This window comes from Polaromonas sp. P4_F4, from assembly GCF_056401355.1.
In genome coordinates, this window is sequence record NZ_JBFUJO010000008.1 from 141,243 (window position 1) to 163,733 (window position 22,491).

Below are 22,491 nucleotides of genomic sequence, written 5' to 3' on the forward strand. Positions count from 1 at the left end.
CATGAAACCCGCCAAGCTCCTCAAATTGCTGTACATCCAGGTGCTGATCGGCCTGCTGCTCGGCATCACCGTAGGCCACTATTGGCCAGAGTTGGGCGCGGCACTCAAGCCGCTGGGCGACGGCTTCGTCAAGCTCGTCAAAATGATGATCGCGCCGATCGTCTTTTGCACCATCGTCAGCGGCATCACATCGCTGGGCGAATCAAAAGAGATCGGCAAGACCCTGCTCAAGTCCATGGGCCTGTTTTACGTGCTGACCATACTGGCGCTGCTCACCGGACTCGCTGCCGTATTCATGCTGCAGCCCGGCGCCGGCATGCACATCGACGCCAAAACGCTGGACGCGACCGTGGCCGCCAGATTCAGCAAAGGTGCACCGATGGGCTTTGTTGACTTCGTGCTGCACATCATTCCTGCCTCCTTCTTCGGCGCCTTCGCCGAGGGCGAAGTGTTGCCGGTGCTGTTGCTCGCGGTGCTGTGCGGCTTCGGCCTGACGCACATCGGCCGCGCGGGGAGAGTCGTGCTCGACGGCATTGACAGCTTCGCGCACATGCTTTTCGCCGCATTCGGCCTGATCATGCGCGTGGCCCCACTGGGTGCATTCGGTGCCATGGCCTTCACGGTCGGACGCTATGGCATCAAGTCGATCGGCTCGCTGGGGCTGTTGATCGGCACCTTCTACGTCGCCTGCATCTTTTTTGTCGTCGTGGTGCTCGGTTTGCTGGCCCACACCCATGGATTCAAGCTGTGGCAGCTGATGCGCTACATCCGCGAGGAACTGCTGGTGGTACTCGGCACTTCATCCAGCGAGCCGGTGCTGCCGCGGCTGCTGATGAAGCTTGAGCGCCTGGGTTGCAAAAAAGGCGTGGTCGGCCTCGTGCTGCCAACCGGTTACTCCTTCAACCTCGACGGCACCGCCATCTACCTTACGCTGGCATCCATGTTCATTGCACAGGCCTGCGACATCCACCTTTCGTGGGGACAGATTGCCGGGATGCTGGGCCTGATGCTGCTGACCTCCAAGGGTGCCGCCGGCGTCACGGGCAGCGGCTTCGTCGCGCTGGTGGCCACACTCACCGTGATGCCCGACCTGCCGGTGGCGGGTGTCGCGCTCATTATTGGCATCGACCGCTTCATGTCGGAGGCACGGGCGCTCACCAGCACCATCAGCAATGCGGTCGCGTGCATCGTGGTTGCGAAATGGGAGCGTGCCTGTAACAACGACGTGCTGTTGCATGAACTGGCGCAAGGGTATGCAGAGGTGGAGGAGCAGCAGGAAGGACCCGTCCCGCTACCCGGTGGTGTAACACAGTCCTAGCATTCAAGCCGGATCGACGGCGGCCGATTTACGGGTCTTCAATGCTGTACGCAGATGCTGGCGAAACATCTCCGCCGCGGGCCGCAGGCTGACGCCATGGCGCGTCAACAGCCCCACCCTGCGCACAGTCTGTGGCTGGCGCAGGGGCACGCCCACCAGGGTGGGATGCGTGGCAGCCAGCGCCATGCGGGGCACAGCCGCCAAACCCAGACCAGCCTCCACCATGCCGAGCAAGGTCGCGACGTGGCTGACCTCGAACGCGAAGCTCGGGTTCAAACCGGCCTTGGTCAGTGAATCGTCCAGCAACTGGCGGTTGCCACTGCTGCGGGCCACAGCAATCAGGCTCTCCGTCTCCACGTCGACCCAGTTCACAAATTTACGCCTGGCCAGCCGGTGTTTGCGCGGCATCGCCAACACAAACGGGTCGTTGTGAATGGACTCGAATGCAATCTCCGGTACCAGTGTGTTCATGAAGCCAATGCCAAAGTCAGATTCGCCCGACAGCACGCTTTGCAGCACCTGGTTCATCGTCTCATCCACCACCCGCACACGGATGCCGGGATAGTGCTGGGCAAAACTGTTCACCACCGTCGGTAAAAAATACAAGGCAGCCGACGGCACGCAGGCTACCGTCACGCGCCCACCCCGGTGGGTGGCGATGTCGGCAATACCGAGCACGGCCGACTCCAGGTCGTCCAGCGCGGTGCGGGCGCGCTCCAGGAAAACACGGCCCAGGGGCGTCAGCTCAACCTCGCGCGTGGTGCGGTTGAACAGGCGGGCGCCCAGGATGGTCTCGAGTTTGTCGATGCGCCGGCTCAACGCCGGGGCCGACAGATTGATGTGATCCGCTGCAGCGCGAAAGCTGCCTCGATCCGCCACGGCGACAAAAGCCTGCAATTGCTGCAAATCAAAATTAATGCGCGCCATGCAGCAATCGTAGCAAAAATTGCAATTTACATGCAAGCAGGATATCCGGATGATCAAGTCCACAGCACGGGTCAGCCTCTTGATCCGAAGCCAACCCACAGGAGACTCCCATGCCGCATCCATACGCCGCCCGGCCGCTCTCATTGACGCCTTCCAGGCAATCAATGCCCTTCACGCCCTGGTTGACCGGGCTTTCCATGGCGCTGCTCGCCACGGCTTGCGGCCAGGTGTTGGCACAAGCCTGGCCCGAAAAAACCGTCACCATTGTGGTGCCCACCGCTGCCGGTGGCGCCAACGACGCGATGGCGCGCATCATCGGACAAGGCCTCAGCACGCGGCTTGGAAAGGCTGTCATTGTTGAGAACAAGGCCGGCGCCAATGGCGCCATTGCCAGCGAGTTCGTGGCGCGCGCCGCGCCCGATGGCTATACCATCATGTTCGGCTATATCGCCACCCACGGCATCAACCCGGCGCTGCAAAAACTCAAGTACGACCCGGTGACCGATTTCGAGCCCATCGGCATGGTGGCGGCCTCCCCCACCGTGCTGGTTGTCAACAACGCCGTGCCCGCAAAAAATGCGAAGGAACTGGTACAACTGATCAAGGCCAAGCCGGGCAGCTTCAGTTATGCCTCGGCCGGCAACGGCACCGCGCCCCACATTGCCGGTGAGCTGTTCAAACTGTCTGCCGGGCTGGACGTGGTGAGCGTTCCTTACAAAGGCTCTGCGCCTGCGGTTGTGGACACCATTGCGGGCAACACGCAGTTCATGTTCCCCAGCCTGTTCACGGCCTACCCGCAAGTCAAGGGCGGCAAACTCAAGGCGCTGGGTATTGCCGGCGACAAGCGCTCGGCCGTATTGCCCGATGTGCCCACGCTGGCCGAACAAGGCATAGCCAACGTTAGCATGTCACAGTGGTACGCCATGTTCGCACCCGCAAAAACGCCCAAGGCCGTGATCGACCGGCTCAACCGCGAAATGAACAGTGTGCTGGCCGACAAGGCGGTGCAGAAAAAAATCGAGGACCAGGGCGCAGAAGTCGAAACCGGCACACCCGAGCAGTTGAAAACCCTGGTACAGAAAGAAGTCACGCGCTGGAAAGGTGTTGTCGCCACAGCCAAGATCAAAGTCGAATAAACGGCAGCTCAGGAAAGTCACTTAAGGAATTTTCATGACCTTGCAAAACTGGATTGGCCGCAGCGAAACGGTGGAAGACATCGCCACCGCCACACCTTACGCAGCGCTGTCCGCCACGCTGGACTGGCCCACTGCGTCCGGCTCACTTCGCCCAGCGCCCGGCACGCCGCTGCCCAGCCTGTGGCACTGGCTGTACTTTCTGCCCATCTATCCGCAGTCGGAAATCGGGGCGGATGGTCATGCCAAACGTGGTGGCTTTCTGCCACCCGTTCCACTGCCGCGCCGCATGTGGGCGGGCAGCGACTTTGAGTTTCATGAGCCGCTGCTGGTTGGCGACACGCTGACCCGCACGTCCACCATTGCCGACGTAAAGGAAAAGTCGGGCCGCACGGGCAACCTGATTTTTGTGCGCGTGCGTCACGAGATCCGTCGCAATGGGGCGGCGGCCGTGGCGCTGACCGAGCACCACAATATCGTCTACCGCGCTGCGCCGACCCCCGACGACGTGCCACCGCCGCCGCAGGCCGCACCGCTTGTGTCCGCCTGGGAGCGGCGCATCGTGCCCGACGACGTGCTGCTGTTTCGCTACTCGGCGCTGACCTTCAACGGCCACCGCATCCACTATGACCGCAAGTATGTCACCGAGGTCGAAGGCTATCCGGGCCTGATCGTGCACGGGCCCCTGATCGCCACGCTGCTGATGGATTTGCTGCGCCGCCAGCAGCCGCAGGCGAAGGTGCTGCGCTTTGAGTTCAAAGCCGTACGTCCGACCTTTGACATCCACCCTTTTTCTGTCCACGGCCAACCGTCAACTGATGGCAAAACCGTGCGTCTGTGGGCCCGCGACCATGAAGGCTGGCTCACGATGGATGCCACCGCAACACTCGCCTAAATCAAGACTGGTCAGACACTCCTTATGCAACCACTCAAAGGCATTACCGTCGTCACACTGGAGCACGCGATTGCGGCCCCATTCGCCACGCGCCAGCTGGCCGACCTCGGCGCACGCGTCATCAAGATTGAGCGCCCCGGCGTGGGCGACTTTGCGCGCGGTTACGACGAGCGCGTGCGCGGCCTGGCCTCGCATTTCGTCTGGACCAACCGCTCCAAGGAAAGCCTCACGCTCGATGTGAAGCATGACGAGGCGCAAAAAATCCTGCTGCGCCTGATCCGGGAAGAAGCTGACGTGGTGGTGCAAAACCTGGCGCCCGGCGCCGCGGCACGGCTGGGCCTGTCCTACGAAGCGCTGTCCCAACTCAAGCCCGGCATCATCGTCTGCGACATCTCGGGCTATGGCGGCGATGGGCCCTACCGCGACAAAAAGGCCTACGACCTGTTGATCCAAAGCGAAGCGGGCTTTGTGTCTGTCACCGGAACGCCGGACACCCCTGCCAAGGCCGGTCCCTCGATCGCCGACATTGCGGCAGGCATGTACGCCTACACCAACATTCTGGCGGCGCTGATGCACCGCCAGCAAACCGGCGAGGGCCAGCGCATCGACGTGTCCATGCTCGAATCTCTCACCGAGTGGATGAACTACCCGCTGTACTACGCCTTTGAGGGCGCGGCCCCGCCACCACGCACCGGCGCCAGCCATGCCACCATCTACCCCTATGGCCCCTTTCCGGCCGGTGATGACAAGACGGTGATGCTGGGTCTGCAAAACGAGCGCGAGTGGAAAGTGTTTTGCGAAAAGGTCTTGTTGCAGCCCGCGCTGGCCAGCGACGAACGCTTCTCAGGCAACGCCAAGCGCAGCGCAGAGCGAGCCGTGCTCTCTGCCTTGATCAGCGAAGCCTTTTCAAAACTCACGGCCGAGCAGGTGGCGCAACGGCTGGAGCAGGCCGGCATTGCCAACGCGCAGGTCAACACCATGAGCGAGGTCTGGGCGCACCCGCAACTCAAGGCGCGGGGGCGCTGGCGTGAGGTGGCAACACCCGCCGGACCCATCCCTGCCCTGCTGCCGCCGGGCTCATGGCAACACGGCGCGCCACGCATGGATGCCGTGCCCGCGCTGGGCCAGCACACCGATGCGATCCTGGGCCACCATGGTTACAGCGCAGAGCGCATTGCCGGGCTTCGCGCCGAAGGTGTCGTGTGACTATGCCTGCCTACGAAGCCCTGACCTACCTATTCGTGCCCGGCAACCGGCCCGAGCGCTTCGCCAAGGCGCTGGCCTCGGGCGCGGACCGCATCATCATCGACCTGGAAGACGCTGTAGCGCCCGAATGCAAAGCGGCGGCTCGCACCGCGATTGGGGAATGGATGGCTGCAAGCGATGCACCGCGCGAGCGGGTGCTGATACGCATCAATGATGCTGCCACCCCCTGGCATGCCGACGATCTAACGCTGGTCAGCACGGTGCGAGCGCTTTGCGTGATGTTGCCGAAATGCGAAACACCCAATCAGGTCGCTGCGGTGCTGGCCTGTTTACCCAAGGATGCAACCGTGCTGCCGCTGATTGAAACCGCACGCGGCGTGGTGGCCTTGCATGAGATTGCCGCAGCGCCCGGCGTGACGCGGCTGGCCTTTGGGTCACTGGATTACATGGCGGACCTGGATATTCCCGCAGGCAGCCTGGCACTCCAGTTCGCTGCCGCACAAATTGCCATCGCCTCGCGCGCTGCAGGCATTGGATCGCCCGTAGCCGGCGTCACGCCTGATCTCGACGCCACGCGCGTGGCCACCGACATGGCGAACGCTCGCACTTTGGGGTTCGGCGCCAAGATGTGCATTCACCCTTCGCAAGTGGCTGTGGTGCGTACCGCCCTCGCGCCCAGTGCCCAGGAACTGGCCTGGGCGCAGCGTGTACTGCAAGCCTGGAATACGTCTGGCGGCGGCGCAATACAGGTGGACGGCAAAATGGTGGACCGCCCAATCGTCCTGAAAGCTGAGCGCATCGTTGCACAAGCAGCCCGAACGAATTAAGTCCAGGCCCCCAAAAAGCATCAATCCAAACGGAGAACCCCATGCCCGCAAGCATCATTGATTCCAGAATTTTCGGCGACATGTTCAGCGACGCCAAAATGCGCCAGGTCTGGTCTGACGAAAACCGCACCGCCAAGTACCTCGACATCGAACGTGCGCTCGCCAAGGTGCAGGGCGAGCTCGGCATCATCCCGCGCGAGGCCGCTGAAGAGATCGTGAAGCACTGCGAACTCAGCCAGATTGACTGGGCCCAGCTGAAAGCCAAGACCGAGCAGATCGGCTACCCCATCATCGCGGTGGTCAACCAGATCAATGCCAATTGCAGGGACAAGCTGGGCGAATACTGCCACTGGGGTGCCACGACGCAGGACATCACCGACACGGCCGCCGTGCTGCAAATCCGCGAGGGCCTGGCACTGGTCGAGGAAGACCTGAAAGACATCTCGGCGGCCCTCGCCAACCTGGCCCGCACGCACCGCAACACGCCCGTCATCGGCCGCAGCAACCTGCAGCAGGCGACGCCCATCACCTTTGGCTACAAAATGGCCAGCATCCTGGCGGGCATTGAACGCCATCGCGAACGCCTGCAGCAGCTCAAGCCCCGCGTGTTGGTCGGTGAGTTTGGCGGTGCGTCGGGAACCCTGTCCTCGCTGGAAAAAGGCGCGATGGAAACCCAGGCCGGGCTGATGAAGGAGCTGGGCCTGGGCCAGCCACTGATTTCATGGCACACGGTGCGCGACAACTTCGCCGAAGTCGGCACCTTCCTCGGGCTGGTCGGCGGCTCGCTCGGCAAGATCGCGATGGACGTCAAGCTGATGATGCAGACGGAAGTGGCCGAGGTCTACGAGCCCTTTGCGCCGGGGCGCGGCTCATCGTCCACCATGCCGCAAAAGCGCAACCCGATCTCCTGCCTCTACATCCACGCCAACATCTCGGTCGTGCGCCAGCTGGCCGCCTCCCTGATGGATGCCATGGTGGCCGACCACGAGCGCTCGACCGGCCCGTGGGAAATCGAATGGGTCGCGATGCCGGAAATTTTCTGCCTGATGTCCGGCGCGCTGAAGCAGGCGAAGTTCATCCTCGCGGGCCTGGAAGTGGATGCGGCCCAGATGCGGCACAACATCGACCTCACGCACGGGCTGGTCATGTCCGAGGCCGTCATGATGGGACTGGGCCCCTACATCGGCCGCGAATATGCCCATGACCTGGTCTATGACATCTGCCGCGCGGCGCTGAAGGAAAAGCGTCCGCTGATCGACCTGCTGGCCGAGCATCCGGAAATCAACAAGCATGTGACGCGCGAGCAACTGGCTTCGTTCTGCGACCCGATGAACAACCTGGGCCAGGCGGGGGTCATGGTGGACCGGGTGCTGGCCAGCCTCAAATCCTGAACGGGGCTGAACAGCCCACCCCCAAAAACCGCACACCAGCCCGGCCTTCGGACCCCGGGGATAATCACGCCCATGGGCGAAGTATCTACAACGAAACAACGGGTGGTGGTGGGTTTGAGCGGCGGCGTGGACTCCGCGGTGACGGCTTACCTGCTCAAAAAGCAGGGCCATGAGGTCATCGGCATCTTCATGAAAAACTGGGAAGATGACGACGACAGCGAGTACTGCTCCTCCAACATCGACTTCGTGGACGCCGCGGCCGTGGCCGATGTGATCGGCATCGAGATCGAGCATGTCAATTTCGCCGCCGACTACAAGGACCGGGTGTTCGCCGAGTTCCTGCGCGAGTACCAGGCCGGCCGCACGCCCAACCCCGACATCCTGTGCAACGCCGAGATCAAGTTCAAGGCCTTCCTGGACCACGCGATGCGCCTGGGCGCCGAGAAGATCGCCACGGGTCACTACGCCAGGGTTCGCAGAAATGAAAGCACCGGACTGCACGAACTGCTCAAAGGCCTGGATCCGGCCAAGGATCAGAGCTACTTTTTGCACCGTTTGAACCAGGCACAGCTTTCCAAAACGCTGTTTCCCGTGGGCGAGTTGCACAAGACGGAAGTGCGGCGCATTGCCGACGAGATCGGTCTGCCGAACGCGAAGAAAAAAGATTCGACCGGCATCTGCTTCATCGGCGAACGACCCTTCCGCGAATTCCTGAACCGCTACATCGCCAAGGCGCCCGGCGCTATCAAAAATGACAGGGGCCGCGTGCTGGGCGAGCATGTGGGCCTGTCTTTTTACACCCTGGGCCAGCGCCAGGGCCTGGGCATAGGCGGTGTGAAGGCCAGAGGCGCAGAACTCAAGGCCGCCCAGGCGCGCGGGCAGCGCGGCGTCGGTGAACATGAGCCCTGGTTTGTCGCCCGCAAGGACCTGGAGAGCAACACCTTGTGGGTGGTGCAGGGCCACGATCATCCATGGCTGCAGTCCACGACCCTGAGCGCCCAGGACTGCAGCTGGGTGGCAGGCACCGCGCCGGCACCGGGCCTCATGGCCGCCAAGACCCGTTATCGGCAGGTGGACGCCACCTGCGAGCTGCGCGGCGCAACGACGGCGCATTGCGAACTGGCATTCACCGAGCCCCAATGGGCCGTGACGCCGGGGCAGTCGGCCGTGCTCTACCAGGGCGATGTCTGCCTGGGCGGCGGCGTGATCACGACCAGCAACGTGCAGAACACCGCGCCGGGCCGGTCAACGCCGGAACTCTTGATCAAATAACGCGCCTGGCCCGATTAACCGCTCAGCGCCCCGCTATGGCTATATCGCGGTTTACTGCTCGTCAGCCCACCAGGCTTCCCCGAATTGCCCCTGCAGCCAGGCCACGAAGCCGCTGACCTTGGTGGGCACCAGCTGCGGTGAGGGATAGACCGCATGGATCTCCTGCTGGGGCAGCGTCCAGTCCGTCAGCAGCGGCATCAACACGCCGCTGCGGATGGATTTGTGCGCCACATACCGGGGCAGGGCTGCCACGCCCATGCCGCCCCGCGCCGCCGCCAGCAGCGCCGACAGGTTGTTGGAGCGCAGCGGGCCCTTGACCGGCACCGGCAGCGTCAGCCCGTCGGTGCCCGTGAAGTGCCAGCGGGCATCGCCCTGCACGGTGCTGTAGATCAGGGCCTCGTGGGCCGCCAGGTCCGCCGGAACCGAAGGCTCGCCACGCTTTTCAAGGTACTCGGGCGACGCGACCAGCACCCACGGATTGCCCCCCAGATAACGGGCGCCCAGCGTTGAATCGGCCAGCGGCCCCATGCGGATGGCGACGTCGATGCCCTGCTCGACCAGGTCGACATAGCGGTCCTCGAAATTGAGCTCGATCTGCAGCTGGGGATGCAGCTTCATGAAGCGCATCACCAGCGGCACCAGCACGCGCCGGCCGAAGGCGACCGACGTGCTGATGCGCAAGCCGCCCTGCACCTGCGACTGCAGCAGGGCGGCCACCGTCTCGGCCTCCTCGATGTGGTGCGCGATCAGCTTGCATTTTTCATAGTACAGCGCGCCAATTTCGGTGGGCGTCACGCCGTGCGTCGAGCGGTGCAACAGGCGGGAACCCAGCTGTTTTTCCAGCTGGGCCACGAGCTTGGTGGCCGACGGCTGCCCGATGCCCACGTCGGCCGCGGCCTTGCTGAAAGAGCCGAGGTCCACCACGCGGATGAAAAGTTGAATGGCTTGAATCCGGTCCATGGCCTGAAGTAGACCACGACCAGGCCCTGCTCGGGAGACTTTATTCCATTCTGGAATAACCGTAATGCATGCCTTGGGGCTTCCGCGCAAGCGGCAGGCGGGCGACCATCAAGCCAGTTCAAAGCCACCCCAAGGAGACTCTCAATGGCAAAAATGAAGGCTGCAATGGCCGCCGTGCTCGTGATGGAAAAAGAAGGCGTGACCCAGGCCTTTGGCGTGCCGGGCGCGGCCATCAACCCGCTGTACGCCGCGCTGCGCGAGCGCCAGTCGATTACCCACATCCTGGCGCGTCACGTGGAAGGCGCCTCCCACATGGCCGAGGGCTACACCCGCGCCAAGGCCGGCAACATTGGCGTGTGCATAGGCACCAGCGGTCCGGCCGGCACCGACATGATCACCGGGCTCTACTCGGCCATTGCCGACAGCATTCCGATCTTGTGCATCACCGGCCAGGCGCCGCGGGCGCGGCTCTACAAGGAAGACTTTCAGGCCGTGGACATCGAATCGATTTCCAAGCCGGTGACCAAGTGGAGCGTGACGGTGCGCGAGCCGGCCCAGGTGCCGCGCGCCTTCCAGCAGGCCTTTCACCTGATGCGTTCGGGCCGGCCCGGCCCGGTGCTGATTGACCTGCCGTTCGACGTGCAGATGGGCGAAATCGAATTCGACATCGATACCTATGAGCCGCTGCCGGTCTACAAGCCGGCCGCCAGCCGCAAGCAGATCGAAAAGGCGCTGGACATGCTGGCCGCCGCCTCCAAGCCGCTGATCGTCGCCGGTGGCGGCATCATCAATGCCGATGCGACCGACCTGCTGGTCGAGTTCGCCGAGCTGACCGGCGTGCCGGTGATTCCCACGCTGATGGGCTGGGGCAGCATTCCCGACGACCATCCGCTGATGGCGGGCATGTGCGGCCTGCAGACCAGCCACCGCTACGGCAACGCCACCATGCTGGCCAGTGACTTCGTGTTCGGCATCGGCAACCGCTGGGCCAACCGCCACACCGGCTCGCCCGAGGTGTATTGCAAGGGCCGCACCTTTGTCCACGTCGACATCGAGCCGACGCAGATCGGCCGCGTGTTCAACCCCGACTTCGGCATCGTCAGCGATGCCAAGGCCGCGTTGACGCTGCTGGTGGAGGTGGCCCGCGAGCGCAAGGCCGCCAAGCGGCTGCGGGACTATAGCGACTGGGCCGCACGCTGCGCCGAGCGCAAGAAACTGATGCACCGCAAGTCGCACTTCACCGAGACACCGATCAAGCCGATGCGGGTGTACGAGGAGATGAACAAGGTGTTTCCGCGCGACACGATTTATGTGACGACCATCGGCCTGTCGCAAATTGCCGGCGCGCAATTCCTCAACGTCTACGGGCCGCGCCAGTGGATCAACTGCGGCCAGGCCGGCCCGCTGGGCTGGACGATTCCGGCCGCGCTGGGCGTGGTGGCGGCTGACCCGACGCGCACGGTAGTGGGCCTGTCAGGCGACTACGACTTCCAGTTCCTGATGGAAGAGCTGGCCGTCGGTGCGCAGTTCAACCTGCCTTATGTACAGGTGCTGGTGAACAACAGCTACCTGGGCCTGATTCGCCAGAGCCAGCGCGGCTTCGACATGGACTACTGCGTGCAGCTGGCCTTTGAAAACCAGAACGTGCCGGCAGGCGAAGGCGATTTGCGCAGCTACGGCGTCGATCACCAGGCCGTCGTGCAAGGCCTGGGCTGCAAATCCCTGCGCGTCACGGACCCCGAGAAAATTGAATCGGCGATGGTCGAGGCCCAGGCCATGGCGCGCAAATACCGGGTGCCGGTGGTGGTGGAAGTGATCCTGGAAAAAGTCACCAACATTGCGATGGGCACCGAAATCGACAAGGTCAACGAGTTTGAAGACATTGACTGCCGCCATCCCAAGGGCCGCGAGGGCCTGGAGCTGGCCGGCCTGCTGGAGTAATGCCGCGGCAACGCAGTTTTCAACGACCCATACCCACCCATAGACAAGACATGCCAAGATTTTCTGCCAACCTCAGCATGCTCTTCACCGAGCATGCGTTCCTCGACCGCTTTGAGCCTGCTGCGAAAGCCGGCTTCAAGGCCGTGGAGTTTCTTTTCCCCTATGCCTTCAGCATCGAAGACATCAAGTCCAGGCTGGACCGCCACGGCCTGAAGCTGGTGCTGCACAACCTGCCGGCCGGCAACTGGGAGGCCGGCGAGCGCGGCATCGCCTGCCATCCGGATCGCGTCGAGGAGTTTCGCGCCGGCGTGGCACAGGCCATCACCTATGCCCAGGCCCTGGGCGTGCGCCAGCTCAACTGCCTGGCGGGCAAGGCGCCCGCGGGTGTCGACAACGCGCTGCTGCGGAAAACCTTTGTGGACAACCTGCGCCATGCGGCGGGCGCGCTGAAGAAGGCGGGTCTCAAGCTGCTGATAGAGCCGATCAATACCTTTGACATCCCGGGCTTTTACCTGAACCGCACGGCGCAGGCGCTCGAAATACTGGACGAAGTGCGGGCCGACAACGCCTTCGTGCAATACGACATCTACCACGCACAGCGCATGGAGGGCGAACTGGCAGCGACCATGCAAAAGCATTTGCCGCGCATTGGCCACATCCAGCTGGCCGACAACCCGGGCCGCAACGAGCCGGGCACGGGCGAGATCAATTACGCCTTTCTGTTCGCCCACCTGGACCGCATCGGCTACGACGGCTGGATTGGCTGCGAATACAAGCCTGCGGGCACCACGGAAGCGGGCCTCGGCTGGCGCGAACGCCTGGCCGCCTGACCTCCATTTTTTTGACAAGTTTTCGACAAGGACTTTTTGATGACTTCCCAACCCCTGAAAATCGGTTTTATCGGCCTCGGCATCATGGGCGCGCCCATGGCGGGCCACCTGATCAGCGCAGGCCACCAGCTGTTTGTGTTCTCGCAGGCCAAACTGCCCGCCAGCATTGCCAACAGCAACGCCACCCAGTGCCTGAACGCCCGCGGCGTGGCCGAGCGCGCCGACGTCATCATCATCATGGTGCCCGACACGCCCGATGTGGAAGCCGTGCTGTTCGGCGAGACAGGCGTGGCCAGCGGGCTCGCCATGCCCACCCCCTCATCGGGCGCCGCACGCAAAACCGTGGTGGACATGAGTTCCATCTCGCCGATTGCGACCAAAACCTTTGCGCAAAAGATCAACGCGCTGGGCTGCGATTACCTCGATGCGCCGGTCTCGGGCGGCGAAGTCGGCGCCAAGAATGCCACACTCTCCATCATGGTGGGCGGCGACGAGGCGGTGTTCGGGCGCATCAAGCCGCTGTTTGACCTCATGGGCAAAAACATCACCTTGGTGGGCGGCAACGGCGATGGCCAGACCGCCAAGGTCGCCAACCAGATCATCGTCGCGCTCAACATCGAGGCCGTGGCCGAAGCGCTGCTGTTTGCCGCCCGCGCCGGTGCCGATCCGGCGCGTGTGCGCCAGGCCCTGATGGGCGGTTTCGCCTCGTCAAAAATCCTGGAAGTGCATGGCGAACGCATGGTCAAACGCACGTTTGACCCCGGCTTTCGCATTGAGCTGCACCAGAAGGATTTGAACCTGGCCCTGTCCAGCGCCCGCGCGCTTGGCGTCTCGCTGCCCAACACCGCCACGGCCCAGGAACTCTTCAATTCCTGCGTGGCCCACGGCGGCAAAGCCTGGGACCATTCGGCCATGGTTCGCGCACTGGAGAAGCTGGCCAACTTCGAGATCGGGCAAAAGGCGGAATGATGGGGCGGGCCGCGCAGGAAGCCGTCAACTGGATGGCATCTTGCGCCCCGGCAATGACGTTCCCCAACCGCTACTCGCTACTCACTACTGACTACTAACCACTGACTATTGCTTCAGATACCAGGCCGCTCTCAAAGCGCCGTCTCGACATAAGTGTAGATGTAGTTGGAGCCGCCGTTGACGCTGCCCAGCAGGCGTGACGCGCCAAAAATGCCGGAGCGGTGCGACACCCCGAAACCGATATAGGTATCTTTCAGCGTGCGCGAGCCCAGCAGGTCGCCCAGGCTCACATCAATTGTCGGGTCCAGATAGTTGAGCAGGCGCGAAGCCGTTTTCCCGGCAGCGGCCTGGCTGGAGGCCTCGATATAAGGCGCCCGTTGCGCCGCGGACAGGCCCACGCCGAACCCCAGGCGTGTCTTGACCCGGTCGCTCCACGGAAAGCCGGAGTAGACGGCTTTCATGAAGAGGTCCAGTTGCGCCCCATTGGCCTGCAGTCCGCGTTCGTTGTGCTGCGTCAGGCCCACATAGCCGACAAAATCAAGCGGCCAGCCATTGACGTTGCGGATGAAGGGTTTGCCGACCTGAATGCCGGCAATGCTGGTCGCGTTGTTGCTGGCCGTTGACAGGCAGCGTGCCGTGAGGATCTTGACCAGGTGGCAGCCGTCTTCCGTTGATTTGCCATAGAGCAGCTTGAAGTACGTGGGCGAGCCGTCTTCGGCCCACTCACGCTTGTGGCCGCCGAAGTCATAGGCTGCGCCTACATAGACAGCGGGCAGCACGCTTTTCTGCACAATGGGGCTGTCCTTCGCCTTGCGGCTCAGCACCGTGGCGGACACGCCAGCCAGCAGGCGCCAGCGTTCCGATACATCGTAAGAGCCATACAAGCCCATCGAGGTGTTGATGCCGGCACCCGGCGAATAGGCTGGGCGGTCGGGCGTGGCCTCACTGGCTCGCACACCGTAGTAATAGTTGTTGAGCTTGGCATCACGCAGCGCCAAGGTCACGCTGGGGCGCAGCATCCAGGGCCCGGAGCGCCAGTCATAGGTGTAGCCCAGGCGAAACTCGCTTCCCTTGGAGGTGTTGCCGATGTCATGCAGCAACTCGGCCTGAAGCGTGCCCCAGGGCTGGCGATAGCGGTAAGACAGGCCGCCGTCCAGGCCGGAGTCACGGGTCGCCATGCCGGCCAGCCCGGCGGGCAGCCGATTCGCCGGGAAGCCCTCCAGGCGCTGCTCCACAAACAGGTCCAGCCGCTGCTCACTGCCGTTGAGCATTTTCACGCCGACCCGGTTGGCATGCAGAAACAGCCGCTCGCCCTCGTACAGATAAAGCGGCAACAAGTCGTAGCGGGTGCCGCCGTCCCGGTAGGGCGAGCGTTCGACGCGGGTGACGAGGCCGAGTCCGGCACTGCCGGGGGTCGACAGGATATTCGTCAGCGGCTCCAGGTCAGGGGCCGCACGGGCGGGCACCATGGCCGACAAACCAGCCACCACCAAAGCCGTGCCCCAAAAAATGCGCGAAAGTAAGATGCTTTTCATCGTTGATCTTGTTTTTGAAGATTTTTGATGCCCAAGCTTCAAAGCAGCAAGCCGACCCTGACTGACCCTGACTGACCTTGACTGACCTTGAAATTCATTGCCTACATGCTATCGGCGAACAATCCCGGCGGCGCGCCGCGCTTGTAAGGAAACGCGCCATCCATGCCCAGGCCCGCATCCCGCATTACCCCGCTGCGTGGCCGGCCCTGACCCGCTCAGCCTGTCAGGCTCGCAAAATAGCCGGGTTCAGCTATTTATTCAATAGCGCCCCAGTATCAAAAAAGCCCGCCAAAGCGGGCTTTTAGAGGATTCTCAAGGCCGGTGCTGATGCATCAAAACGGAATGTCGTCATCCATATCGTCGAAGCCGCTGGCCGCCTTGGTCGGCGCGGGAGCCTGCCGCGGCGCTGCAGCGGGTGCCCGGGCTGCGGGGCGGGCCGGTGGTGCCTCATAGCCGCCGCCATCGTCCCCCCCGGGGCCGCCCATGCCCTGGCGGCTGCCCAGCATTTGCATCTGGTCGGCACGGATTTCGGTGGTGTACTTTTCCTGGCCGTCCTTGTCGGTCCATTTGCGCGTGCGCAGTGAACCCTCGACGTAAACCTGCGAGCCCTTGCGCAGGTACTGGCCGACAATTTCGGCGAGACGGCCGTTGAACACCACGCGGTGCCATTCGGTGGCCTCTTTCATTTCACCGGACTGCTTGTCCTTCCACTTGTCGGTGGTGGCGATGGTGACGTTGGCCACCTGGTCGCCGCTGGGAAAGCTGCGCATTTCGGGGTCGCGCCCCAGATTGCCGACGATGATGACTTTGTTGACGGATGCCATGACGTGTTCTCCTGATCTATCTGTCAGAGTTTAACTGGCTGGCCCGCCAGCGGGCCAGCGCTGCCTGAAACCGCCGCGGCACGGCGCCCCGGCGCCTGCATCGGCCAGGCGACCAGCAGCCACAGCAGCATCAGGCCGCCGCACAGCAGGAAAAGCCCCTGGGCCCCGTGTGTCTTGGTCACCCAGCCGCCCACCGCGCCGCCGGCAAAAAAGCCCAGAGACTGCAGCGTGTTGTAGACGCCCAGCGCCGCACCGCGCGCATGCGCTGGCGCCACGCGTGAGGCCATGCTGGGCTGGCTGGCTTCCAGCACGTTGAAGCCGCAAAAAAACAGGAACAGCAGCAGGGCGAGCCAGCTGAGGCTGTGCGCCTCCGGCGCGGTGTGGGACGCCGCCCAGAGCAGCCCCAGCTGCACCACAAAAATCAGTCCCACGGCCCCCAGAAACACCGCACGCAGATAGCCCCGCCTTTCCAGCGGAAAGAGCGTCATGCCCATCACGCCGAACGAAGCCAGCACAGCCGGCAAATAGACCTGCCAGTGCTGGCTTTTGTCCAGTCCGGCGGCAACCAGCAGCGCAGGAATGGCCACCCACATGGCCAGTTGCACCGCATGCAGGACGAACACCCCGAAATCCAGCCGCAGCAGCGCGGTGTCTTTCAACACCTCCTCCACGCTGCCGCGCGGCCGGTTGACGTGGTCCACCGGCTCGGGCGGCACCCACCACAGGACGACGGCAATGCCGCCCAGCGCCAGCGCGCCCGTCAGGGCAAACAGGCCGTGCAGCCCGATGTAATCTGCCAGCAACGGCGCGATCACCAGCGACAGGGCAAACATCAGGGCAATGCTGGCGCCGACCAGCGCCATGGCCTTGGTGCGCACTTCGTCACGGGTGGCATCCGCCAGCAAGGCCGTGACCGCGGCCGAAATCGCCCCTGCGCCCTGCAGCGAGCGGCCGGCAATCAGCCAGTTCAGGTCTGGCGCCCAGGCGGCCACAAAGCTGCCCAGGGCAAATAGCAGCAGCCCGGCAATGATCACCCGCTTGCGGCCCCACCAGTCGGACGCGATGCCAAACGGAATTTGCAGCACGCCCTGAGTCAGGCCGTAAATGCCCATGGCCATCCCGACGCGCGCAGGGTCATCGCCGCCGGGATATCTGGCAGCTTCCAGGGCAAACACCGGCAGCACCAGAAAGAGGCCCAGCATGCGCAGGGCGAAAATCGAGGCCAGCGATGCGCTGGCGCGTCGCTCGGTAGCGGTCATCGGGATCGACAAAGAGACAGAAGACACGGCAAAAGGGCTAAAAAAGGACGGAAAAGGACGAAAGGAAGAGAAAAAGGGCTAATCAACCGGTCAAAGCCCGCGAAACGGGCTCCGCAGCGCGGTGCGAAGCCGTCTATTGTGCTCGAAACGGCTCTTCGGTCTATGATGGAGAGTTTTGCGGCCCACCCTTGTGAATTCTCCTGACGATAGCAAATACCTTGCCAGCGTGCTCGCCGCCCAGCGCATCAGCATTCGCGGGGCGCGCACGCACAACCTCAAGAACATCGACCTCGATATTCCGCGCAACCAGCTGGTGGTGATCACCGGGCTGAGCGGGTCGGGCAAGTCCTCGCTCGCCTTTGACACCCTGTATGCCGAGGGCCAGCGCCGTTATGTGGAAAGCCTGTCCACCTACGCGCGGCAGTTTTTGCAGCTCATGGACAAGCCCGATGTGGACATGATCGAGGGCCTGTCGCCGGCGATTTCCATCGAGCAGAAAGCCACCTCGCACAACCCGCGCTCGACCGTGGGCACGGTGACGGAAATCCACGACTACCTGCGCCTGCTGTTTGCGCGCGCCGGCACGCCCTATTGCCCCGAGCACGACCTGCCGCTGCAGGCGCAAAGCGTCAGCGAAATGGTTGACGCCGTGCTGGCCCTGCCCGAAGACACCCGGCTGATGATCCTGGCGCCCGTGGCGCGTGAACGCAAGGGCGAGTTTGTCGAGGTGTTTGCCGACATGCAGGCCCAGGGCTATGTGCGCTTTCGCGTCGACGGCACGGCCTATGAATTTGACGACCTACCCAAACTCAAGAAGGCCGAGAAGCACAACATCGATGTGGTGATTGACCGCGTCAAGGTGCGCAGCGACATGCAGCAGCGGCTGGCCGAAAGCTTTGAAGCGGCGCTGCGCCTGGCCGACGGCAAGGCGATTGCACTCGAAATGGACACGGAGAAGGAACACCTGTTCAGCGCCAAATTCTCCTGCCCGGCTTGCAGCTACTCGCTCAGCGAGATGGAGCCGCGGCTGTTCTCCTTCAACTCGCCCGTGGGGGCCTGCCCGAATTGCGACGGCCTCGGTCACCGGGAGTTTTTCGACCCGGCCCGCGTGGTGGCCTTTCCCTCCCTGAGCCTGGCCAGCGGCGCCGTCAAGGGCTGGGACCGGCGCAACGGCTATTACTTCTCCATGCTGGAGAGCCTGGCCCGGCATTACCAGTTTGACATTGACACGGCCTTTGAAGACCTGCCCGCCAACGTTCAGCAGGTGGTGCTGCGCGGCTCCGGAGAAGAAGAGATCAAGTTCAGCTACGTGATGGACTCGGGCAATTCCGCAGGCAAGAAAGTCAGCAAGAAGCATCCGTTCGAAGGCGTGATCACCAACTTTGAACGCCGCTACCGCGAGACCGACTCTGCCGCTGTGCGCGAAGAACTGTCGCGCTACCGCGGGGTGCAGCCTTGCCCCGACTGCGAGGGTACGCGCCTGCGCACCGAAGCCCGCCACGTCTACCTGGTCGGCGCGCCGGACGAGGGCGCCGATGCCTCGGCACGCGGCAACCGCAAAGCCATCTACGAAATCAGCCAGACCACCCTGCGCGAAAGTTTTGACTACTTCAACCTGCTGAAGATGCAGGGCGCCAAGGCCGAAATTGCCGCCAAGGTGGTGCGCGAGATCGGCCTGCGCCTGAAATTCCTCAACGACGTGGGACTGAATTACCTGAGCCTGGACCGCAGCGCCGAAACCCTGTCGGGCGGTGAATCGCAGCGCATCCGGCTGGCCTCGCAGATCGGCTCGGGACTGACCGGCGTGATGTATGTGCTCGACGAACCCAGCATCGGCCTGCACCAGCGCGACAACGACCGCCTGATCGGCACGCTCAAGCACCTGCGTGACATCGGCAACAGCGTGCTGGTGGTCGAGCATGACGAAGACATGATCCGCGCGGCCGACCATGTGATCGACATGGGGCCGGGCGCCGGCATCCACGGCGGGCGCGTGATGGCGCAGGGCACGTTTGAAGAGGTCAAGGCCCACCCGGACTCGCTGACCGGCCAATACCTGGCCCAGATCCTGAAGATTGCCGTGCCCACGCGCCGCACACCCTGGCTGCCCACCGTGAAGGCCGTCGAAGCCGCCGAGAAAAAAAAGGTCTCGCGCTTTCCGCAAAGCCCCGCCGCAGAGCGCCGCGCCGCACGCGAAGCCATGCACCAGGCCACGCTGGGCGACATGCAGGCCCTGCGCGTGATCAACGCCACGGGCCACAACCTGAAAGGCGTGAGCGTCGAGTTTCCGGTGGGCCTGCTCACTTGCGTCACCGGCGTCTCGGGTTCTGGCAAGTCCACGCTGGTCAACGACACGCTGTACGCAGCCGTGGCGCGCACGCTGTACCGCGCGCATGAAGAGCCGGCGGCCCACGACGCCATTGAGGGCATCGAGCATTTCGACAAGGTCATCAACGTCGACCAGTCACCGATTGGCCGCACGCCGCGCAGCAATCCGGCCACCTACACCGGCCTGTTCACGCCCATCCGCGAGCTGATGGCCGAAATGAACACGGCGCGCGAACGCGGCTATGGCGCCGGGCGCTTCAGCTTTAACGTCGCCGGCGGTCGCTGCGAAGCCTGCCAGGGCGACGGCGTGGTGAAGGTCGAGATGCACTTTCTGCCGGATGTCTATGTGCCCTGCGACGTCTGCAAAGGCATGCGCTACAACCGCGAAACGCTGGAAGTGCAATACAAGGGCAAAAACATCGCGCAGATCCTGGACCTGACGGTCGAGGCGGCCGCCGAATTTTTCAAGGCCGTCCCCACGATTGCGCGCAAGCTGCACACGCTGCTCGATGTGGGCCTCTCGTACATCAAGCTCGGCCAGGCCGCGACCACGCTGTCAGGCGGCGAGGCGCAGCGCGTCAAGCTCGCGCTGGAACTGAGCAAACGCGACACCGGCCGCACGCTTTACATCCTCGACGAGCCGACCACCGGCCTGCACTTTGCCGATATCGATTTGCTGCTCAAGGTGCTGCACCAGCTACGCGACGCGGGCAACACGATCGTGGTGATCGAGCACAACCTCGATGTCATCAAGACCGCCGACTGGCTGATCGACATGGGGCCGGAAGGCGGCGCGGGCGGCGGCACGGTGGTGGGCGTGGGCACGCCCGAAGCCATTGCGGTCAACCCCGAGAGCCACACCGGACGCTACCTCAAGCGCCTGCTCTGACGGCCTCGGGGTCCGGGCGACGGCGCACGGCGGACGCCTGAAAGCCGTACAGCTGCGCCGGGTTGTCCACCAGGATTTTCCGGCGCACCGCATCGCTGGCGGCCCAGGAAAACAGCAGGTCGTACATCGCCACGTTTGAGGGCGCGGGGTTGCGCCCCGGATGCGGCCAGTTGCTGGCCCATAGGCAGCGCTCGGGAAACTTCTCGGCCAGCGTGCGCGCCAGCAGGCTGACATCGTCATAGCCGGGCGCGCCGGTTTTGGAGGTTTCGTAGGGCGCCGACAGCTTGACCCATGCGCGGCCGGTATCCAGTATGCGCAGCAGCGACTGGAAGGAGGCATGGTCCGGGCTGACCGGCTCCAGGAATTTGCCGTTGTGGTCAATCACCAGCTGGCAGGGCAGGCGTTTCAGCACTTCTTCATGGTCCGGCAGATGGCGGCCATCGAGCTGCAGGTTGATCATCCAGCCAAAGTGCTTCAGCCGCGCCGCCATCGGCTCCAGCGAATCCCAGGGCAGCATGCCGCCCAGCATCATGTACCGCACGCCGCGCATGCCGCCGTCATGCAAGCGCTCGATGTCGGCGTCGGGCGCATCCGGTGCGACCAGCGCAATGCCGCGGGCGGCGTCACCGAGCTGGGCCAGCGCGTCCAGGGTGCAGCTGTTGTCCCAGCCGTAACCCGTCGGCTGCACGATGACGGCGCGCGCAAGGCCCAACGCCTGCTGCACCTCGCGGTAGGCCGACACGGGCGAGTGCGGCGGAATCACCGCCACATTCGGGATCAGCGGGTACTTGTCTTCGTAAATGTGCACATGGCAGTCGCACGCGCCGTCGTAAGTCGTGTTGTGGGTGGTTTGCATAAGAGTCCTCCGGAATTTCCGTTGAGGTCGAAAAAGGTCTGGCCGGCCGCGAGCGCCCGGCCTCAAGCCGGCTGCTGCGTGCCGAACGCCAGATGCCAGCGGTGCGCCTGCTGGGCGTTCACGGCGCCCTGCGGTACCCGTCCCTGCAGGATGTCGGCGACCTGCGCGACGGTTTCCAGGGCCTGGTGTTCGACCGCCGGCGGGGTCAGGCCGCCGATGTGCGGCGTGGCGATCACGCGCGGATGCGCCGCCACCCGGGGCGAGGGCATCTGGTCAGGCGCGCGGCCCACGTCGACGGCGCAGCCGGCAATCGTGCCGGCGTCCAGCGCGGCCAGCAGCGCCGATTCATCGACCAGGTTGCCGCGCGAGGCGTTGATGAAAAACGCGCCGGGCTTCATCAAGGCGAACGACTGGGCGTTCATCATGTTTTCGGTGGCCTCGGTCGCAGCGGCCAGGCAGACCACATAGTCGGCTTCCTCCAGCAGCGGGGCGAGTCCTGTTTGCACCAGTTCCTGGCGGCCGGTGCGCGTGTAAGGGTCATGCACCACGACGCGCATGCCGAGGGCCAGCGCCACATCGCACAGGTAGCGGCTGATCTGGCCATAGCCGATCACGCCCAGGGTGGCGCCGCGCAACTCGCGCCCCATCAGGGGTGCGACCGGACGGCCCGCATGGTAGAGCGCGGCCGATGCGCTGATATGCCGGCTCAGGTCAATCATCACGCCGATGATCCACTCGGACACCGAGGCAATAAAACCGGCGCTGGCCTGTGTCACCAGGACACCGTACCGGCTGGCGGCAGGGACATCGATATTGCGGATGTCGATGGCGCAGCGGACAAAGGCCTTGAGTTGCGGCAGCGCTGCAAACAGCGCTTCATCGCCCTGCGTCTGCCGGTAGGAAATGATCACATCGCAGTCCTGCGCCAGCGTCGCCAGTTCCTGCGACGACAGATCGGTATCGCCGGGATTGAAGCGCACATCGGCCAGCGCCTGCAGCGCGGCGGTGGCGCGGGTGCCGAAATAGTGGGCCAGGCTGGTTCGGGGGTGGCTTACAAAAACCGTTGTCATTCCATACCTTGTTCAATTGTTCAAAACTCAAAATGCCAAAAATCAAAAATCAAAGCTCACT

The 22,491-nt window shown here is 63.6% G+C and carries 18 protein-coding genes; 11 read left to right on the plus strand and 7 right to left on the minus strand.

What is annotated here, in order from left to right; all coding sequences use genetic code 11:
- The first annotated feature begins 1 nt into the window (after window position 1).
- Window positions 2-1,318 (plus strand): C4-dicarboxylate transporter DctA, encoded by a 1,317-nt coding sequence (gene dctA, locus AC1DUR_RS11135; protein WP_477716325.1) that lies wholly within the window; start codon window positions 2-4, stop codon window positions 1,316-1,318.
- Between the two features lie 3 nt (window positions 1,319-1,321).
- Here dctA and AC1DUR_RS11140 read toward each other — a convergent pair whose 3' ends face one another.
- Complete coding sequence (locus AC1DUR_RS11140; RefSeq protein WP_477716326.1) at window positions 1,322-2,245, minus strand: LysR family transcriptional regulator; 924 nt, start codon at window positions 2,243-2,245, stop codon at window positions 1,322-1,324.
- A 110-nt stretch (window positions 2,246-2,355) separates the two neighbouring features.
- Between AC1DUR_RS11140 and AC1DUR_RS11145 the strand changes: the two genes are divergently transcribed.
- From AC1DUR_RS11145 to mnmA, 6 genes are all read left to right on the plus strand, one after another.
- The gene (locus AC1DUR_RS11145) at window positions 2,356-3,381 is read left to right on the plus strand and encodes a Bug family tripartite tricarboxylate transporter substrate binding protein (RefSeq protein WP_477716327.1); all 1,026 of its coding nucleotides are present in this window, start codon (window positions 2,356-2,358) and stop codon (window positions 3,379-3,381) included.
- A gap of 34 nt (window positions 3,382-3,415) precedes the next feature.
- Complete coding sequence (locus AC1DUR_RS11150) at window positions 3,416-4,273, plus strand: HTD2 family dehydratase (RefSeq protein ID WP_477716328.1); 858 nt, start codon at window positions 3,416-3,418, stop codon at window positions 4,271-4,273.
- Between the two features lie 24 nt (window positions 4,274-4,297).
- Window positions 4,298-5,479, plus strand: a complete 1,182-nt coding sequence (locus AC1DUR_RS11155; RefSeq protein WP_477716329.1) for a CaiB/BaiF CoA transferase family protein — start codon at window positions 4,298-4,300, stop codon at window positions 5,477-5,479.
- A gap of 2 nt (window positions 5,480-5,481) precedes the next feature.
- The gene (locus tag AC1DUR_RS11160; RefSeq protein ID WP_477716330.1) at window positions 5,482-6,306 is read left to right on the plus strand and encodes an HpcH/HpaI aldolase/citrate lyase family protein; all 825 of its coding nucleotides are present in this window, start codon (window positions 5,482-5,484) and stop codon (window positions 6,304-6,306) included.
- A gap of 41 nt (window positions 6,307-6,347) precedes the next feature.
- Entirely contained in the window at window positions 6,348-7,697 is a 1,350-nt protein-coding gene (locus AC1DUR_RS11165) for a class-II fumarase/aspartase family protein (RefSeq protein ID WP_477716331.1), read from the plus strand.
- A 72-nt stretch (window positions 7,698-7,769) separates the two neighbouring features.
- Entirely contained in the window at window positions 7,770-8,969 is a 1,200-nt protein-coding gene (gene mnmA, locus AC1DUR_RS11170; RefSeq protein WP_477716332.1) for a tRNA 2-thiouridine(34) synthase MnmA, read from the plus strand.
- A 51-nt stretch (window positions 8,970-9,020) separates the two neighbouring features.
- Here the strand turns inward: mnmA and AC1DUR_RS11175 are convergent, their stop codons facing one another.
- The gene (locus AC1DUR_RS11175) at window positions 9,021-9,929 is read right to left on the minus strand and encodes a LysR family transcriptional regulator (protein WP_477721615.1); all 909 of its coding nucleotides are present in this window, start codon (window positions 9,927-9,929) and stop codon (window positions 9,021-9,023) included.
- A gap of 144 nt (window positions 9,930-10,073) precedes the next feature.
- Between AC1DUR_RS11175 and gcl the strand changes: the two genes are divergently transcribed.
- The 3 genes from gcl to glxR are packed head-to-tail and all read left to right on the plus strand — an operon-like array spanning window position 10,074 to window position 13,669.
- On the plus strand, window positions 10,074-11,870 hold the full coding sequence (gene gcl / locus AC1DUR_RS11180) for a glyoxylate carboligase (protein WP_477721616.1): 1,797 nt from the start codon (window positions 10,074-10,076) through the stop codon (window positions 11,868-11,870).
- 50 nt (window positions 11,871-11,920) lie between these two features.
- On the plus strand, window positions 11,921-12,700 hold the full coding sequence (gene hyi / locus AC1DUR_RS11185; RefSeq protein ID WP_477721617.1) for a hydroxypyruvate isomerase: 780 nt from the start codon (window positions 11,921-11,923) through the stop codon (window positions 12,698-12,700).
- Between the two features lie 39 nt (window positions 12,701-12,739).
- Window positions 12,740-13,669, plus strand: coding sequence for a 2-hydroxy-3-oxopropionate reductase (gene glxR / locus AC1DUR_RS11190; RefSeq protein WP_477721618.1), 930 nt, complete (start codon window positions 12,740-12,742; stop codon window positions 13,667-13,669).
- Window positions 13,670-13,800: 131 nt separating this feature from the next.
- On the opposite strand, the gene AC1DUR_RS11195 is transcribed toward glxR, so the two are convergent.
- From AC1DUR_RS11195 to AC1DUR_RS11205, 3 genes are all read right to left on the minus strand, one after another.
- Window positions 13,801-15,204 carry a MipA/OmpV family protein gene (locus tag AC1DUR_RS11195; protein ID WP_477721619.1) on the minus strand — a complete coding sequence of 468 codons (1,404 nt, stop codon included), beginning with the start codon at window positions 15,202-15,204 and terminating at the stop codon, window positions 13,801-13,803.
- 332 nt (window positions 15,205-15,536) lie between these two features.
- Entirely contained in the window at window positions 15,537-16,028 is a 492-nt protein-coding gene (gene ssb, locus AC1DUR_RS11200; RefSeq protein WP_477716338.1) for a single-stranded DNA-binding protein, read from the minus strand.
- Window positions 16,029-16,051: 23 nt separating this feature from the next.
- Window positions 16,052-17,287: an MFS transporter gene (locus AC1DUR_RS11205; RefSeq protein WP_477721642.1), complete on the minus strand. Its 1,236-nt coding sequence runs from the start codon at window positions 17,285-17,287 to the stop codon at window positions 16,052-16,054.
- A gap of 190 nt (window positions 17,288-17,477) precedes the next feature.
- Here AC1DUR_RS11205 and uvrA point away from each other — a divergent pair, with 190 nt between their 5' ends.
- Window positions 17,478-20,504: an excinuclease ABC subunit UvrA gene (gene uvrA, locus AC1DUR_RS11210; protein WP_477721620.1), complete on the plus strand. Its 3,027-nt coding sequence runs from the start codon at window positions 17,478-17,480 to the stop codon at window positions 20,502-20,504.
- Here the strand turns inward: uvrA and AC1DUR_RS11215 are convergent.
- Together AC1DUR_RS11215 and AC1DUR_RS11220 are read right to left on the minus strand one after the other, a co-directional pair.
- The gene (locus AC1DUR_RS11215; protein ID WP_477721621.1) at window positions 20,488-21,360 is read right to left on the minus strand and encodes an amidohydrolase family protein; all 873 of its coding nucleotides are present in this window, start codon (window positions 21,358-21,360) and stop codon (window positions 20,488-20,490) included. The two genes, uvrA and AC1DUR_RS11215, sit on opposite strands and share 17 nt — an antisense overlap.
- A 62-nt stretch (window positions 21,361-21,422) precedes the next feature.
- A complete protein-coding gene (locus AC1DUR_RS11220; RefSeq protein WP_477721622.1) occupies window positions 21,423-22,430 on the minus strand; it encodes an NAD(P)-dependent oxidoreductase in 1,008 nt (335 codons plus the stop codon).
- Between the last annotated feature and the right edge of the window lie 61 nt (window positions 22,431-22,491).

What these genes read in the sequence shown, in the direction of transcription:
- AC1DUR_RS11165 (WP_477716331.1), top strand. Translation starts at nt 6,348, where the DNA reads ATGCCCGCAAGCATCATTGATTCCAGAATTTTCGGCGACATGTTCAGC.
- AC1DUR_RS11160 (WP_477716330.1), top strand. Translation starts at nt 5,482, where the DNA reads ATGCCTGCCTACGAAGCCCTGACCTACCTATTCGTGCCCGGCAACCGG.
- hyi (WP_477721617.1), top strand. Translation starts at nt 11,921, where the DNA reads ATGCCAAGATTTTCTGCCAACCTCAGCATGCTCTTCACCGAGCATGCG.
- AC1DUR_RS11175 (WP_477721615.1), bottom strand. Translation starts at nt 9,929, where the DNA reads ATGGACCGGATTCAAGCCATTCAACTTTTCATCCGCGTGGTGGACCTC.
- AC1DUR_RS11145 (WP_477716327.1), top strand. Translation starts at nt 2,356, where the DNA reads ATGCCGCATCCATACGCCGCCCGGCCGCTCTCATTGACGCCTTCCAGG.
- gcl (WP_477721616.1), top strand. Translation starts at nt 10,074, where the DNA reads ATGGCAAAAATGAAGGCTGCAATGGCCGCCGTGCTCGTGATGGAAAAA.
- AC1DUR_RS11220 (WP_477721622.1), bottom strand. Translation starts at nt 22,430, where the DNA reads ATGACAACGGTTTTTGTAAGCCACCCCCGAACCAGCCTGGCCCACTAT.
- dctA (WP_477716325.1), top strand. Translation starts at nt 2, where the DNA reads ATGAAACCCGCCAAGCTCCTCAAATTGCTGTACATCCAGGTGCTGATC.
- AC1DUR_RS11215 (WP_477721621.1), bottom strand. Translation starts at nt 21,360, where the DNA reads ATGCAAACCACCCACAACACGACTTACGACGGCGCGTGCGACTGCCAT.
- AC1DUR_RS11140 (WP_477716326.1), bottom strand. Translation starts at nt 2,245, where the DNA reads ATGGCGCGCATTAATTTTGATTTGCAGCAATTGCAGGCTTTTGTCGCC.
- AC1DUR_RS11205 (WP_477721642.1), bottom strand. Translation starts at nt 17,287, where the DNA reads ATGACCGCTACCGAGCGACGCGCCAGCGCATCGCTGGCCTCGATTTTC.
- mnmA (WP_477716332.1), top strand. Translation starts at nt 7,770, where the DNA reads ATGGGCGAAGTATCTACAACGAAACAACGGGTGGTGGTGGGTTTGAGC.
- AC1DUR_RS11195 (WP_477721619.1), bottom strand. Translation starts at nt 15,204, where the DNA reads ATGAAAAGCATCTTACTTTCGCGCATTTTTTGGGGCACGGCTTTGGTG.
- AC1DUR_RS11150 (WP_477716328.1), top strand. Translation starts at nt 3,416, where the DNA reads ATGACCTTGCAAAACTGGATTGGCCGCAGCGAAACGGTGGAAGACATC.
- glxR (WP_477721618.1), top strand. Translation starts at nt 12,740, where the DNA reads ATGACTTCCCAACCCCTGAAAATCGGTTTTATCGGCCTCGGCATCATG.
- AC1DUR_RS11155 (WP_477716329.1), top strand. Translation starts at nt 4,298, where the DNA reads ATGCAACCACTCAAAGGCATTACCGTCGTCACACTGGAGCACGCGATT.
- ssb (WP_477716338.1), bottom strand. Translation starts at nt 16,028, where the DNA reads ATGGCATCCGTCAACAAAGTCATCATCGTCGGCAATCTGGGGCGCGAC.